Annotated in this window: 12 protein-coding genes; 8 read left to right on the top strand and 4 right to left on the bottom strand. The window is 72.3% G+C overall.

Annotated features, from left to right (window positions below):
• The first annotated feature begins 121 nt into the window (after positions 1-121).
• The 4 genes from ACFVWU_RS24240 (at position 122) to ACFVWU_RS24225 (ending at position 6,267) form a co-directional block, all read left to right on the top strand.
• Positions 122-880, top strand: a complete 759-nt coding sequence (locus ACFVWU_RS24240) for a dienelactone hydrolase family protein (protein WP_387624589.1) — start codon at positions 122-124, stop codon at positions 878-880.
• A gap of 208 nt (positions 881-1,088) precedes the next feature.
• A complete protein-coding gene (locus tag ACFVWU_RS24235; protein ID WP_387624587.1) occupies positions 1,089-1,937 on the top strand; it encodes an alpha/beta fold hydrolase in 849 nt (282 codons plus the stop codon).
• A gap of 114 nt (positions 1,938-2,051) precedes the next feature.
• Complete coding sequence (locus ACFVWU_RS24230) at positions 2,052-4,043, top strand: serine/threonine-protein kinase (protein ID WP_387624585.1); 1,992 nt, start codon at positions 2,052-2,054, stop codon at positions 4,041-4,043.
• A gap of 625 nt (positions 4,044-4,668) precedes the next feature.
• Positions 4,669-6,267: a M4 family metallopeptidase gene (locus tag ACFVWU_RS24225; RefSeq protein WP_387624632.1), complete on the top strand. Its 1,599-nt coding sequence runs from the start codon at positions 4,669-4,671 to the stop codon at positions 6,265-6,267.
• Here ACFVWU_RS24225 and ACFVWU_RS24220 read toward each other — a convergent pair.
• Both ACFVWU_RS24220 and ACFVWU_RS24215 read right to left on the bottom strand, forming a co-directional pair.
• Positions 6,260-6,844, bottom strand: coding sequence for a VOC family protein (locus ACFVWU_RS24220; RefSeq protein ID WP_387624582.1), 585 nt, complete (start codon positions 6,842-6,844; stop codon positions 6,260-6,262). The genes ACFVWU_RS24225 and ACFVWU_RS24220 overlap by 8 nt on opposite strands.
• A 113-nt stretch (positions 6,845-6,957) precedes the next feature.
• Positions 6,958-7,362, bottom strand: a complete 405-nt coding sequence (locus tag ACFVWU_RS24215; RefSeq protein WP_387624579.1) for a winged helix-turn-helix transcriptional regulator — start codon at positions 7,360-7,362, stop codon at positions 6,958-6,960.
• 123 nt (positions 7,363-7,485) lie between these two features.
• Here ACFVWU_RS24215 and ACFVWU_RS24210 point away from each other — a divergent pair, with 123 nt between their 5' ends.
• Positions 7,486-8,148: an NADPH-dependent F420 reductase gene (locus tag ACFVWU_RS24210; protein ID WP_387624576.1), complete on the top strand. Its 663-nt coding sequence runs from the start codon at positions 7,486-7,488 to the stop codon at positions 8,146-8,148.
• A 189-nt stretch (positions 8,149-8,337) separates the two neighbouring features.
• Here ACFVWU_RS24210 and ACFVWU_RS24205 read toward each other — a convergent pair whose 3' ends face one another.
• Positions 8,338-9,303, bottom strand: a complete 966-nt coding sequence (locus tag ACFVWU_RS24205; protein WP_387624573.1) for an ABC transporter substrate-binding protein — start codon at positions 9,301-9,303, stop codon at positions 8,338-8,340.
• A gap of 90 nt (positions 9,304-9,393) precedes the next feature.
• Positions 9,394-10,170 carry a MerR family transcriptional regulator gene (locus ACFVWU_RS24200; RefSeq protein ID WP_387624571.1) on the bottom strand — a complete coding sequence of 259 codons (777 nt, stop codon included), beginning with the start codon at positions 10,168-10,170 and terminating at the stop codon, positions 9,394-9,396.
• 229 nt (positions 10,171-10,399) lie between these two features.
• On the opposite strand from ACFVWU_RS24200, the gene ACFVWU_RS24195 reads away from it, so the two are divergent.
• The 3 genes from ACFVWU_RS24195 to ACFVWU_RS24185 all read left to right on the top strand — a co-directional run bounded on the left by ACFVWU_RS24195 (position 10,400) and on the right by ACFVWU_RS24185 (position 13,951).
• Positions 10,400-11,977, top strand: a complete 1,578-nt coding sequence (locus ACFVWU_RS24195; protein ID WP_387624568.1) for a flavin-containing monooxygenase — start codon at positions 10,400-10,402, stop codon at positions 11,975-11,977.
• 73 nt (positions 11,978-12,050) lie between these two features.
• Entirely contained in the window at positions 12,051-13,049 is a 999-nt protein-coding gene (locus tag ACFVWU_RS24190; RefSeq protein ID WP_387624566.1) for an alpha/beta fold hydrolase, read from the top strand.
• A complete protein-coding gene (locus ACFVWU_RS24185) occupies positions 13,046-13,951 on the top strand; it encodes an SDR family oxidoreductase (RefSeq protein WP_387624564.1) in 906 nt (301 codons plus the stop codon). Before ACFVWU_RS24190 ends, ACFVWU_RS24185 begins: the two co-directional genes overlap by 4 nt.
• The last annotated feature ends 77 nt before the right edge of the window (positions 13,952-14,028 follow it).

Below are 14,028 nucleotides of genomic sequence, written 5' to 3'. Positions count from 1 at the left end.
CCCATGCCCGCTCAACGCCGCACCGCCGTACGGGCGTTCCCGGGCAGCCGGCCGGGCGACGTCGGTCTCCCGAAGGGCGCACCGGATACGCTGCCCGCGAACCCCAAGGAGAGGCCTCACCATGACCGTGCGCGGAACCCTCGTGGACATCCCGACGGCGGACGGCACCGCCGACGCCTACCTCGCCCACCCGGACGACGACCGGCCCCACCCCGGAGTCCTGCTCTACATGGACGCCTTCGGGCTCCGCCCGCACCTGAAGGGCATGGCCGACCGGATCGCCACGGCCGGGTACACCGTCCTCGTCCCCAACGCCTTCTACCGCAACGGCCGCGCGCCACTGGTCGAGCTGCCGGAGCTGATCGACATCGAGCAGTGCGACGAGATCTTCGACCAGATCGTCCCGCTGTTGGCCACCCTCACCCCGGAGGCGACCGCCCGCGACGCCGACGCCTTCCTGCGCTGGTTCGCCGAGTCCCCGCTGGTCCAGGACGGCCCGATCGGCCTCACCGGCTACTGCCGGGGCGCCCTGCTGGCGCTGCGTACGGCCGCCAGCCACCCGGACCGGATCGCCGTCGCGGCCGGCTTCCACGGCGGCAACCTCGCCACCGAGCGCCCGGACAGCCCCCACCTGGGCGCCCACCGGATCACCGCCGAGCTGTACTTCGGCCACGCCGACCAGGACGAGTCGCTGCCGCCCGAGCAGATCTCCCGGCTCGACCAGGCCCTCACCGCGGCCGGGGTGCGCCACACGACGGAGGTCTACGCGGGCGCCTCGCACGGCTACACCCAGGCCGACACCACCCGCTACGACGCGGCCGCCGACGCCCGGCACTGGAAGGCGCTGCTCTCCCTGCTGAAGCGCACCCTGCCCGCCTGACGCCCGCCGGCTTGTTGGTCCTCCGTTCGCCCACCGTCCAGACGAGGTTTGAGCGCCGGTGCCATCGGGCAGCCAGCGTCGGGTTCCCGCCGTTCGAGGGCGGGAGCGACACCGACGGATCCAGGGGGGACCGAACGTGCGGACCAAGTGGCAAGCGCCCGCCGGGCCGGGGGGCCTGCGGGACGTCCAGGAAGCGATCGTCCGGGCCATGGCCGAGCGCACCCCGGTCGAGCTGCGGCCGGGCGAACTCGACCGCGACGGACGGGCGTTACGCTGGGTGGAGGCCGGAACGGGCAGCGGCGCGCCGGTGGTGCTGATCGCCGGCTGCGGCACCTCCTCGCTCACCTGGGCCCCGGTGCTGCCCGAACTCGCCGCGCACGTCCGGGTCGTGGCATACGACCGGCCCGGGCTCGGCGCCAGCGAGCCCGACCGCGCCCTCGGCCTGACCCTGGAGGCGCAGACCGGCGACCTGGCCGCCCTGGTGCGGCACCTGGACGCCGGGCCGGCCGTGCTGGTCGGGCACAGCTGGGGCGGTCAGCTGGCCCAACTCCTCGCCTGGCAGCGGCCGGAGCTGGTGGCCGGCCTGGTGCTGGTGGACCCGGCCCACGAGGAATTCCGGCCGCCGGCCATCTGCGCCGCCGAGGCGGTGCTGAACCGGCTCTGGCTGCTCCGGGCGGCGCTCACCCCCGCCGGGCCGGGCGGCGAGGACGCGCTCGCCCGGGCCGAGGCGGCCGTCGTCGCCCACCCGCACCAGCGGCGCACCGTCCTCGCCGAGAACCGGCTGACCGGCCTCGCCGTCCCCGAGCTGCGCCGACGGCGCTCCGCCGGACGGCTGCCCGAGGTGCCGGTGGCCGTGCTGAGCGCGACCGAGGGACTGCCGCGCGCCCTGCGCGCCCGCTGGACCGCCCTGCAGTCCCGGATCGCGGCCAATGCCGTCCGGGGCAGCCACATCGTGGTGCGCGGCGCCGGGCACGCCGTCCACGCCGACAAGCCGCGCGCCGTCACCGCGGCCGTCCTGGAGGTGTCCGACCACACCCGAAACGTCCGGTACGCCTGATGGAAGTGCCCAATCTTCGTACGTGCCACGCCTGCTGGGCCCGCGGCACGCTCTGGCACACTGTGTGCCGACGACCCGCCGGGGCGGGTCACGACACCTGGGGGGACAGGGCCGATGATTAGCGCGGGCACCGTGCTCGGCGGTCGGTACACGCTGGTCGAAAAGCTCGGTGGCGGGGGCATGGGCGCGGTCTGGCGGGCCGACGACCAGGTACTCGCACGGCAGGTCGCGATCAAGATCCTGCGCGCCGAGCTGTTCGAGGACGGCACCGCCGTCCAACGCTTCCGTCGGGAGGCCCAGCTGGTCGCCGCGATCGACCACCCGGGCATCGTGGACGTCCACGACTACGGGGAGAGCGACGGGGACGGCGACGAGCGCTGCGCCTACATCGTGATGGACCTGATCGAGGGCCGTCCGCTCAACCAGGCGCTCACGGAGAGCGGGCCGATGAGCGCCGAGCGCGCCCTCGGCCTGCTCGCCGACGCCCTGGACGCGCTGCACGCCGCCCACCGGCGGGGGATCGTGCACCGGGACATCAAGCCCTCCAACCTGATGTTGCGCGACGACGACCGGGTGGTGATCACCGACTTCGGCATCGCCCGCGCGATCGCCAGTACCAAGCTCACCGCCCCGTACGCGATCATCGGCACGGCGGCCTACATGTCCCCCGAACAGGCGGCGTCGGCCAGCACCGGGCCGGCCTCGGACCTCTACTCGATCGGCGTGGTCTGCTACGAGCTGCTGGTCGGTCAGGTGCCGTACCTGGGCGAGGGGCCGTTGCAGGTCGCGCTCAAGCACGTCAACCAGCCGGTGCCCGAGCTGCCGGAGACCTTCCCGCCGGCCGTGCGGGAGCTGGTCGCCACCGCGCTGGCCAAGAACCCCGAGGACCGGTACGCGAGCGCCGCCGAGATGGCGGCCGCGGCCCGGGCGGCGATCGGCGCACCCGCGGCGCCGTGGAAGGCGGCGGACAGCGGGACGATCGACCTGCGGGCGGCACGGGCCGGGGCTGCGGTGGCCGGGGCCGGGGCCGGGGCCGGGGCCGGGGCTGGGGTCGCCGGGGCGGACCAGGTGGTGAAGGTCGATCCGCAGGCGGAGACCGAACCGGGCAAGCGCCGCTCGCGGCGCACCCTGCTGGTGCCGATCATCATTCCGATCGTCATCTCGATGGGTACGGCGACCGCCCTGCTGATCGACCGCGGCCCCGGCGCCTCCGACACGGCCGTGCCGCCCGCCGCCCAGCCGACCGTGGTGGTGACCGTCCCGGCGGCCCAGACCACCACCACTCCCGCGGCCGCCACCACCGCGCCCGCCACCCCGCAGCCGACCGACACCCCGTCGGCCACCCCGGCCGCCGACCAGCCGCCGCCCGGCGGACAGCCGAACGTTCCCGTCCCGGCCGCGGCCCAGGGCGGGAACGGCGGCGCGGTGAGCGGGGGAGGGGGCGTCCAGCCGGGCCGGAGCGGTGGCGGGGGCGTCAACTCCGCTGCCGGCGCTTCCAACTCCGGTTCCAACTCCGGATCGGGCGGCGGTTCGGTGTCCGGCGGCTCCTCGGGCGGCCAGGCCAACCCGCCCGCCGGCTCCGGCAACGGGGGCGGCAACGGGGGAGGCCCGGCCAACCCGCCCGTCGATTCCAAGCCGCAACCACCGAGCCAGACCACCAGCGGCGGCAATCCGCCCGCTCCGCAGACCCCGCCCCGGCCCGCGTCCTGCGGCGGCAGCAGTTGGAGCACCATCGTCAGCGCCAAGGACGGCCGCCCGATAGGGCTGCGCAACGACAGCCTGAGCGGCGACAACCCGATCGTGCTCGGCGGCGCCGCGCAGTACGGCTGGGTGCGCTCCACCGACCCCGGCGCCTGGATCCTGTTCAACGCCTGCAACAACGGCGGTCCGATGCTCGTCCAGACCATGGACGGCAAGGTGGTGCTGAACAACGGGTTCAGCTTCCTCACCAGATGGACGGTCCGCAACGGCAGTTCAGCGGGCTCGTACACCCTGGGCGACTACCAGAACCAGTCCTGCATGACCAACAACGGCGCGGGCAACGAGATCACCATGGTCACCTGCACGCCCGGCAACCCGGCGCAGGAGTGGCGGTTCCAGCAGTGACGCAGGACCGCGCCGTCGTGCGCCAACTGCGGTATGCCGTACGGTAGTCGGGCGATTACTCGACTGTTGCCCGAGGGGCAGGGCCGGCGATGCCCGCGGTAGCAGACGCCCGCTCACCGGGGCAAGGGGAGCCGGTGGCGAGACCTCGCCACCCGGTGGTCAAGGATATGTATGGAAACATCTACACACTTGTAAAAGTCGACCGGTCGATGATTGAAAATGATCACTTGGCTCGCGTTTGACGATCGGTTGGCCTTCGGCGCAGGCGGTCGGCCGTTGTTCGGGTCGGAACCCATCATTCGGTGGGGTGAATTGCCCCGATTTGACTGCCACTTGACCTGCTTTACCAACTGGCGGGACCTGGCCAATAACTGAGGCAGACCTGTCATTTCACCTGCTGGATTGTCATGCTTCTGGTCATCCCCCAGCGGTAGCCCCCACCCCCACCCCTCGGTGGCGAGCCGCTCGACCGCACGGGGTTTCAGCACGTCAGCGCCCGTTCCGCCCCACAGGTGCCGACCCCGGCCCCCGGGACGCGGTGCGACCGCGCCCACACGCGGTTTCCCGGAAGGACTCGTACGTGAAGCGAAAGCTCGCAGCTGTCGCCGTTCTGTCGGCCACGGCCATGTTGACCGGTGTGATCCAGGTGAGCACCTCCGTCGCCCAGGCGTCGCCGGCTGCCCCGTCGCTCCAGGCCCAGGCTGCCCAGCAGCGCGCCACCGTCCTCGCGGTGGCGAACGGCCAGTCCGGCCCGATCGCCAAGGCGCTCGCGCTCGGAGAGCAGGAGAAGCTGGTCGCGAAGGACGCCATCGTCGACAAGGACGGCACCCGGCACCTGCGCTTCGAGCGCACCTACGCCGGCCTGCCGGTGATCGGCGGTGACCTGATCGTCCACCAGAAGGCGGACGGCGGCGTGAAGTCGGTCAACAAGGCGGTCTCCGCCCAGATCACGCTGCCGAGCCTGACCCCGCAGATCCCCGCGGACAAGGCCGCCGACCAGGCCACCGGCGCGGTCAAGGCCACCGTCGGCGTCACCGTCGACTCCGACGAGGCCCCGATCTCCGACGTCCACCAGACCGGCAAGCCCGAGCTGGTCGTCTGGGCCACCGACGGCAACCCGCGCCTGGCGTACCGGACCACGGTCGAGGGCATGCGATCCGACGGCACCCCGAGCAGCCAGATCCTGATCACCGACGCCGCCAGCGGTCAGGTCCTCTCCACGCACGAGAAGATCGAGACCGCGGCCGGCACCGGCAACGGCGTCTTCGTCGGCCAGGTCCAGCTCAACACCAACCAGAACGGCTCGCAGTTCGAGCTCAAGGACACCAGCCGCGGCGGCCAGTCCACCACCGACATGAGCAACGGGACCACGGGCAGCGGTTCGTTGTTCGCCAACACCAGCAACAGCTTCGGTGACGGCACCGCGTCCAACCGTGAATCCGCCGCTGTGGACGCCCAGTTCGGTGCCGCCACCACCTGGGACTTCTACAAGAGCACCTTCAACCGCAACGGCATCCGCAACGACGGCGTCGGCGCCCTCAGCCGGGTGCACTACGGCTCCAACTACGTGAACGCGTTCTGGAGCGACGACTGCTTCTGCATGTCCTACGGTGACGGCAACGGCGACGCCGCCCCGCTGACCGAGATCGACGTGGCCGGCCACGAGATGACCCACGGCGTCACCGCCGCGACGGCCGCGCTCAACTACTCGGGTGAGTCCGGCGGCCTCAACGAGGCCACCTCGGACATCATGGGCACCATGGTCGAGTGGTACGCCAACCTGCCTTCGAACCCGCCGAACTACTGGATCGGCGAGCTGATCAACCTGCGCGGCGACGGCAGCCCGCTGCGCTACATGGACCAGCCGAGCAAGGACGGCCAGTCCGCCGACAGCTGGGACCCGAACGTCGGCAACCTGGACGTGCACTACTCGTCCGGTGTGGCGAACCACTTCTTCTACCTGCTGTCCGAGGGCAGCGGCGCGAAGACGATCAACGGGTTCAACTACAACAGCCCGACGGCGGACGGTTCGACGCTCGCGGGCATCGGCCGGGACAAGGCCGCGCAGATCTGGTACCGCGCACTGACCACGTACTTCACGTCCACCACGGACTACGCGGGCGCGCGTGCGGCGACCCTCAGCGCGGCCTCGGACCTGTACGGCGCGAACAGCACGGAGTACAACGCGGTCGCGGCCACCTGGACCGCGGTCAACGTCAACTAGTTCGGGCCTGAGCCGGGTCGGGCCTGAGTTGGGCAGGACCGACCCGGGGCACGTCCGAGTGGCCCGGCCGCGGGTGGGTGCCCGCCGGCCGGGTTGACGGCAGGGGCGACGGTGCGCGGACCACCGTCGTCCCCGCCGTCGCGTCTTCAGGTGGTCCGTGTCCTGGTGCTCCGGTTCGCACGGCTCGGGCGAGGTCCTGGGCCACCTCCCACACATGGCCGGCCGGGTCGGCGAAGGCCGCCGTCCACCGGCCCCACGGCCGGTCCACCGGACCGTTCAGCAACGCGACGCCGAGCTCGGCCAGTTGGGCGCAGACCGCATCCACGTCCGGGACCCGGACGGTGAGCAGCGCCCGCACCCCCGTGGCGGGCGCCGCCACCGGCGCGGGCGTGACCAGCTCCGGCGCCTGCTCCGCCGCCAGCAGGTTCACCAGCAGGTTCCGCAGCCGGACGACCGCCGAGGCGTCGTCCTCGTAGACCACCGGGAGGCCGAAGACCTCCCGGTAGAAGGCCTTCGCGGCGGGGACGTCCGCCACGAAGAGCGTGATGACTTCCAGTTCGTCCAGTTCCGTGTCCATGGCCACCCTCCGGACTGTCATGTGCGTAGGTGTCATGCGTGACTGACAGTCAGTGCGCCAGTGCGCCAGTGCGCCAGTGCGCCAGTGCGCCAGTGCGCCAGTGCGCCAGTGCGTCAGCTCGTTGCGCCGGTGTGCCGCTCCTGGGCGGCGAGGACGGCGTCGCCGTGGTCGGCGGCCCAGGCGCCGAGGGCGCGGATCGGGCCGATCAGGGCGGCGCCCGCCTCGGTGAGCGAGTAGTCGACCCGGGGTGGGGCCTCCGCGTAACGGCGGTGCTCCACCAGCCCGTTGCACTCCAAGCGGCGCAGCGTCTCGTTGAGCACCTTGGGGCTGATCCCGCCGATCCGGTCGAGCAGGGCCCGGGGGCGCATCGGCCCACGCTCACCGAGGACGTACACCACCACGCTGTCCCAGCGATTGGCGATCACCTCGAAGGCCAGCCGGGCTCGGCAGTCCGCGGCGAACACGCCGCCGTCGAGGTCGTCGACCGTCCCGTCCCCGGTGTCCCCTTCGCTCCTCATGTGCTCATCCTGCCCGACCCGTTGCGTACCGGGCGGTGTGCATCGGCCCGGCTAGCGTCCGGGGCACGGCGGTACGCGGAGGGCGGCCGCCGGTGACGGGCAGGACGACGCGAGGAGTGGACCATGCGGATCGGCATTCTCGGTACGGGCGCCATGGCGACGGCGCTGGGCGGGGCCTGGGTTCGGGCCGGACACGAGGTTCTGGTGGGCGGGCGGGACGAGGCCGCGGCTCGGCAGGTCGCTGCATCGATCGGGGCGTCGGGCGGTGGCGGGCCGGCGGAGGCGGCTCGGTTCGGGCAGGCCGTGCTGGTCGCGGTGCCGGCGGAGGCGGCGCTGTCGTTGGTCGCGCCGCTGGCGGGCGAACTGGCCGGACGGACCCTGCTGGACTGCACGGTGCCGATGGCCCCCGGAGTGCACGGGCCGGCGCTGACCACGGCGGCCGGTGACTCGGTGGCCCGGCGGCTGGCCGCGGTGGCGCCGGACGCCCGGGTGGCCAAGGTGTTCGGGATCTGCCACGAGAGCATCTGGACGATGCCGCGGCCGGGCTTCGAGGGTGCGCCGCTCGGCGTTCCGTACTGCGCGGACGGTCCGGAGACCGGTGCGGTGGTGGCCGGGCTGGTGGCCTCGATGGGGTGTACGCCGGTGGACTGCGGCGGGTTGGACCGGGCCGGACTGCTGGAGGCGGCGGCCGTGTTCGCGGTCGGCGTCTGGTGGTCCGGCGGCGAGGCGCGGCACGTCTTCCCGTCGCCGGCCCTGGCACCGGGGGCGCAGGACGATGTCGAGTAGGGGCGGACTGGCGGGCAGGCGGACGGCAGCGCGCGGTTGGCGGCGAACAATCGACAGCTAACAGCTAACAGCTAACAGCTAACAGCTAACAGCTAACAGATGACAGCTGACAGCTAACAGCTAACAGCTAACAGATGACAGCGAACAGCTAACGGATAACAGATTTCAACATCTGTCATCCGTCCGCCGTCACGCCAGATCCCCCCGCATCTGGTCCAGGATCAGCCCCGCCCCCGTGTAACCGATTCCGAGCATCCACAGGTTGTCGTCCACCCGGAACACCCGGCCGTTGCGCACGGCGTCCAGGTTCTTCCACAGCGCACCCTCGGTGATCTTGGCCTGGTCGGACCTGGCCGCGTCCCCGTACACCGCGTAGAAGATGACGTCGGCCGCCGCCTGGTCCACCTGCTCGGGGCTGATCTCCAGCGAGAAGCCGGACTTGTCCTGGTTGGCCGGGCGGCCCAGCCCGAGATCCTTGAACAGCGAGCCGATGAAGGTGTCGTTGAGGTAGAGCCGGGTGGGCGCACCGGCCAGGAAGCGGGCCATCTCGACCCGGATGGCCGCCGCCTTGGCCGGTCCGCCGAGCGCGGTGACCAGGTCCCGCAGCCTGGTCCGGTAGGCGGCGTCCGCCGCCTCGGCCTCCGTTTGGCGGCCCGTCGCCTCGGCGTGCAGCCTGGCGTTCTCCTTCCAGGTCGGCCCGGTGGTCTTGGACAGCACGGTCGGCGCGATCTTGGACAGTTGCTCGTACCGCTTGTCGTCGCGGACCTGGTTGCTGAGGATGAGATCCGGCCGCAGTGCGGCGATCGCCTCCAGGTCGGGCTGGCCGATCGTGCCGACCGCCTTCGTACCGCCCAGCCGTTCGGTCGGCAGGTAGGCCGGGAAGGACGCGCCCTCGCTGACCGTGGTGGCGCCGACCGGGCTGAGCCCGAGAGTGACCAGCGAGTCCAGCGCGTCGGTGTCCAGCGCCACCACCCGGCTCGCCCGGGCCGGTACGGTGCTCTCCCCGCGCGCGTGCTTGACGGTCCGGGTGCCGCCCGAGGCGGACGAGCCGCCGCCCGGCGCGGGGGAGCCGGACCCGCAGGCGGCGAGCGCCAGGCCCGGGGCGAGTCCGACGGCGAGGCCGAGTGCGGCGCGGCGGCTGAGGGGGCGGGTCATCGGCGGCTCCTCCGGCGGGCGGGCTGCTCCACTGCGCCCCGTCCGACGGGCGGGCGAAGCGCGGGAATCCCTGCCCGCCCGGCAGGCCCGCTACGCCTCGGAGCCGTACTCCCGTCGCTGGCGCAGCAGTTCGGCGTACTCGGCCCGCACCCGGCGGTCCATCGCGAGCGTGAACTGCGCGTCGGCGACGGTGCGGGCGAGCGGCCGGACCCGCAGGATGCGCTCGGTGAGCCGGGCCGCCTCGCCGGGCGGCAGCGGCGTCTCGCCGGAGAGCGCGCTGAGCAGGTGGTCGCTGACCACCTCGATGAAGATCTCGGCGATGGCGTCGATGTGCTCCTGGGTGCGCCGGCTGGCGTCCAGTACCGCCGAGAGCGGCACGCCCTCGGCGACCAGTTCGGTGGTGGCGTCCATCAGTCGACGGCTGACGTGAGTGATCCCGTCCTCCTCGACCGTGATGTAGCCCTGGGCGATGGACTCGGCGGTGTTCTCCTCGGTGAGCTGGTCCCCGAAGGCGGTCTTCAGCTCGTCCCAGTCCAGTCGCACCGGGGTCTCGTCCGACCAGGGCGCGACGATCGCCGCCTCCAGCCCGATCAGCTCCGCGACGTCCTGCCCGCTCTCCCCGGCGCCGATCAGTTCGGCGATCCCGCCCAGGGTGTGGCCGCGGTCGAGCAGTTCGCCGATCATCCGCAGCCGGGCCAGGTGCTCCTCGCCGTACCAGGCGATCCGGCCCTCCTTGCGGGGCGGTTGGAGCAGTTTGCGCTCGCGGTAGAAGCGCAGGGTGCGGGTGGTGATCCCGGCCGCCTCGGCCAGTTCCTCCACCCGGTACTCGCGCTTTTTGTCGTCCGCAGCAGCTCTGACCTTGTCCACGGCGATCAGCATAGGTCCGTGGCGTCGGCTGGGGTGCCTTCGGGAACTTCCGGTGAATCGGGGCTGTCGGGCTTCTTCCATCCGGTGTCAGCAAGGACTACCCTGCCAACCATGCCAGTGATTACTGGCGTGATTTGCAGGGTCCCGGAGGCGAGCCCCCGGGAGGTTTCGGGGCGGACGGCCCCGGGAAAGCGCGACGATCACCGCCCCACCCCCAGGAGGTTGCCGCATGGCATCCAGCAGCAAGCGCCCCCGCACCGGCGCGTCCGCAGCGACCGACACCACTGCTGCGCGGGAGACCGTCCCGCACGTCCGGGTGGCGGTGATCGGCTCCGGATTCGGCGGCCTCGGCGCCGCGGTCCGGCTGCGCCGCGCCGGGATCACCGACTTCGTCGTCCTGGAGCGCGCGGACTCCGTCGGCGGCACCTGGCGCGACAACAGCTACCCCGGCTGCGCCTGCGACGTGCCCTCGCACCTCTACTCCTTCTCCTTCGCGCCCAACCCCGACTGGCCGCGCAGCTTCTCCGGCCAGCCGGACATCCGCGCCTACCTGGAGAAGGTCGCCACCGTCTTCGGTCTCCGCCCCCACCTGCGCTTCAACACCGAGGTGCTGGAGGCGCGTTGGGAGAGCGAGCAGACCCGCTGGCGGATCACCACCTCGGCCGGCCAGTGGACCGCCGACGCCGTCGTCTCCGCCGCCGGACCGCTCGCCGACCCGCAGATCCCCGACCTGCCCGGCCTCGGCGGCTTCCCCGGCGAGGTGTTCCACTCCTCCCGCTGGGACCACGGCTACGACCTGACCGGCAAGCGCGTCGCGATGGTCGGCACCGGCGCCTCGGCCGCCCAGATCATCCCGTCGATCCAGCCCGAGATCGGCAAGCTCACCGTCTTCCAGCGCACCCCGGCCTGGGTGCTGCCGCGCCGCGACCGGGAGATCAGCCAGCTGGAGAAGTGGCTGCACGGCCGCCTTCCGGTCACCGCCAAGATCCGCCGGGGCACGCTCTTCGCGCTGCGCGAGCTCCAGGTGGACGCCTTCGTGCGCCGCCCCGGACTGCTGCGCGTGGTCCAGCAACTCGCCGAACGCCACATCGCCCAGGGCGTCGCCGACCCGACACTGCGCGCCAAGCTCACCCCGGACTACCGGATCGGCTGCAAGCGCATCCTGCTGAGCAACACCTACTACCCGGCGCTCACCGCCGCCAACACCGAGGTCGTCTCCTCCGGCCTGCGCGAAGTGCGCGGCTCCACCCTGGTGGCCGCCGACGGCAGCGAGCACGAGGTGGACGCGATCGTCTTCGGTACCGGCTTCCATGTCACCGACATGCCCATCGGCTCCCGGGTGTTCGGCGTGAACGGGACCAGCCTCGCGGAGGAGTGGAAGGACGGCATGGAGGCGCTGCGCGGCTCCACCGTGCGCGGCTTCCCCAACCTGTTCTTCGTGATCGGCCCCAACACCGGTCTCGGCAACAGCTCGATGATCCTCATGATCGAGTCCCAACTGAACTACCTGATCGACGCGTTGACCACGCTCGAGTCGGTCGGCGCCACCGCGATGCAGCCCACCGTCCGGGCCCAGCGGCAGTGGAACCTCGAACTGCAGCACCGGATGGACCGCACGGTCTGGACCACCGGCGGCTGCCGCAGCTGGTACCTGGACCCGAGCGGCAAGAACACCGTGCTCTGGCCCGGCTCCACGACGTCCTTCCGTCGGGCCACCCGCAAGGTCGACCTCGGCGAGTACGAGCTGATCATGCGCGCCGCGCCCCCCAGCGCCCGTACCACCACCGCCCAGGAGGTTTCCGCATGAGCGAGCGAAGTGAGCGAATCATGAAGGGGTGCGCGTTGTGCGAAGCGACTGTAGAGCGAAGCGAGGTGGGCGCATGAGCTCCGTCGAGTTGCCCGTCGAGTACGTGCCGCTCGTGCCCGTCGAAGAGCTGAGCGTCCGCTCGGCCGACGGCATCCGGCTGCACGTCGAGGTGCACGGCCAGCCGGGCGCGCCCACCGTGGTGCTCTCCCACGGCTGGACCTGCTCGACCGCCTTCTGGGCCCCGGTGATCCGCGAACTCTCGGACCGCTACCGGGTGGTGGCCTACGACCAGCGTGGCCACGGACACAGCGAGATCCCGCCGAGCCGGGTCCGCTACTCGACCCGGGCGCTCGCCGAGGACCTCGCCGCCGTGCTCGCGCGGACCGTTCCGGCAGGGGAGCGGGCGGTGGTGGCAGGGCACAGCATGGGCGGGATGACCATCATGGCCGCCGGCGGGCGCCCCGACGTCGCCGAGCGGACCGCCGCCAACGTGCTGATCTCCACCGGCCCGGCCGAACTGGTCGCCGAACTCACCGTCCTGCCGGAAGCCGTACGTTCCCCGGGCCTGAGGCGCTTCCTGCACCGGAGGCTGCTGCTCTCCCGGATGCCGCTCGGGCCGGTCACGCCGGTCAGCCGCGCCGCGCTCAAGTACGCCACCATGGGGCCGGGTTCGCCGGCCGGGCAGGTCGAGGCGACGGCCCGGATCGTGCACGCCTGCCCGACTGCGGTCCGCGCCAACTGGGCCGGGGTGCTCGGCCGGCTGGACGTGCGCGCCGGGCTCGGCCGGATCGCCGCGCCCACCGCCGTGGTGGTCGGCACCGCGGACCGGCTGACCCCGCCGGTGCACGCCCACCGGATGGTCGCCGAACTCGCCGACCCGCAGGGGCTGTTGCTGCTTCCCGGGGTCGGACACATGTCGCCGCTGGAGCGGCCGGTGGAGGTCGCCGCGGAGATCCACCGGATGGCCGCCACACACCTGGCCGCCGAGGCCCCCGCTGCCGTTGCCGCCGCTGCTTTCGCCGCTTCGGCCGCTTCGGCCGCTTCCGCTGCCGAGAGGACCACCGTCGCATGAACGCCATCCCGCCGTTGTCCGCGCAGGTCGTGGTGGTCACCGGGGCCGCCCGCGGGGTCGGCGCCTCACTGGCCCGAAAGCTGGCCCGGCGCGGCGCCAAGGTCGCGCTGCTCGGGCTGGAGCCGGAGGAGCTGAAGGCCGTCGCGGCGCAGTGCGGTGCGGCCGCCACTTCGTGGGAGGTGGACGTCACCGATCTGGAGGCGCTCAACGACACCGCCCGCCGGATCAAGGAGCACTACGGGCGGATCGACACCGTGGTGGCCAACGCCGGCATCGCCATCGGCGGACCGCTGGCCGACAGCGACCACCGGGCCTTCAGCCGGGTCATCGAGGTCAACCTGCTCGGCAGCGTCGCCACCGCGCGGGCCTTCCTGCCGGCGCTGACCGAGAGCCGCGGGTACCTGCTGCAGATCGCCTCGCTCGCCGCGCTGACGCCCGCGCCGCTGATGAGCGCGTACTGCGCCAGCAAGTCCGGAGTGGAGGCCTTCGCCCACTCGCTCCGCGCCGAGGTCGCCTACCAGGGCGTCAAGGTCGGTGTGGGGTACCTGAGTTGGACCGACACCGACATGGTGCGCGGCGCCGACCAGGACGCCGTGCTGAAGCAGATGCGCGGCCAACTGCCGTGGCCGGCCAACAAGACGTACCCGCTGGAGCCCGCGGTGGACCGGATCGTCGCCGGGATCGCCCGCCGCTCCGCCCACGTCTACGCCCAGGCCTGGCTGCGCGGCATGCAGCCGGTGCGCTGGCTGCTGCCGAGCCTGATCGCGGTGGTCGGCTCCCGCGACGTGGCCAAGCTCGCCCCGCAGCTCGCCGCCACCGCCGCCTCCCGCCTGCGCGCCGTCGGGGCCGGCGGCGCCGCGGACACGGCGGCGCGAGGGAACCGGGCGGGGGCGGACGGCTGACCAGTGGCGGATGACGGATGACAGGCGACTGCTGACAGCTATCAGCTGACAGATTTCAAAATCTGTCAGCTGATAGC

This window comes from Kitasatospora sp. NPDC058190 (assembly GCF_042883685.1).
GTDB lineage: Bacteria > Actinomycetota > Actinomycetes > Streptomycetales > Streptomycetaceae > Kitasatospora.
This window is presented reverse-complemented; position numbering and strand designations above follow the sequence as displayed.

What these genes read in the sequence shown, in the direction of transcription:
- ACFVWU_RS24210 (WP_387624576.1), top strand. Translation starts at nt 7,486, where the DNA reads ATGCGGATCGGCATTCTCGGTACGGGCGCCATGGCGACGGCGCTGGGC.
- ACFVWU_RS24240 (WP_387624589.1), top strand. Translation starts at nt 122, where the DNA reads ATGACCGTGCGCGGAACCCTCGTGGACATCCCGACGGCGGACGGCACC.
- ACFVWU_RS24230 (WP_387624585.1), top strand. Translation starts at nt 2,052, where the DNA reads ATGATTAGCGCGGGCACCGTGCTCGGCGGTCGGTACACGCTGGTCGAA.
- ACFVWU_RS24195 (WP_387624568.1), top strand. Translation starts at nt 10,400, where the DNA reads ATGGCATCCAGCAGCAAGCGCCCCCGCACCGGCGCGTCCGCAGCGACC.
- ACFVWU_RS24205 (WP_387624573.1), bottom strand. Translation starts at nt 9,303, where the DNA reads ATGACCCGCCCCCTCAGCCGCCGCGCCGCACTCGGCCTCGCCGTCGGA.
- ACFVWU_RS24220 (WP_387624582.1), bottom strand. Translation starts at nt 6,844, where the DNA reads ATGGACACGGAACTGGACGAACTGGAAGTCATCACGCTCTTCGTGGCG.
- ACFVWU_RS24215 (WP_387624579.1), bottom strand. Translation starts at nt 7,362, where the DNA reads ATGAGGAGCGAAGGGGACACCGGGGACGGGACGGTCGACGACCTCGAC.
- ACFVWU_RS24190 (WP_387624566.1), top strand. Translation starts at nt 12,051, where the DNA reads ATGAGCTCCGTCGAGTTGCCCGTCGAGTACGTGCCGCTCGTGCCCGTC.
- ACFVWU_RS24235 (WP_387624587.1), top strand. Translation starts at nt 1,089, where the DNA reads ATGGCCGAGCGCACCCCGGTCGAGCTGCGGCCGGGCGAACTCGACCGC.
- ACFVWU_RS24225 (WP_387624632.1), top strand. Translation starts at nt 4,669, where the DNA reads ATGTTGACCGGTGTGATCCAGGTGAGCACCTCCGTCGCCCAGGCGTCG.
- ACFVWU_RS24185 (WP_387624564.1), top strand. Translation starts at nt 13,046, where the DNA reads ATGAACGCCATCCCGCCGTTGTCCGCGCAGGTCGTGGTGGTCACCGGG.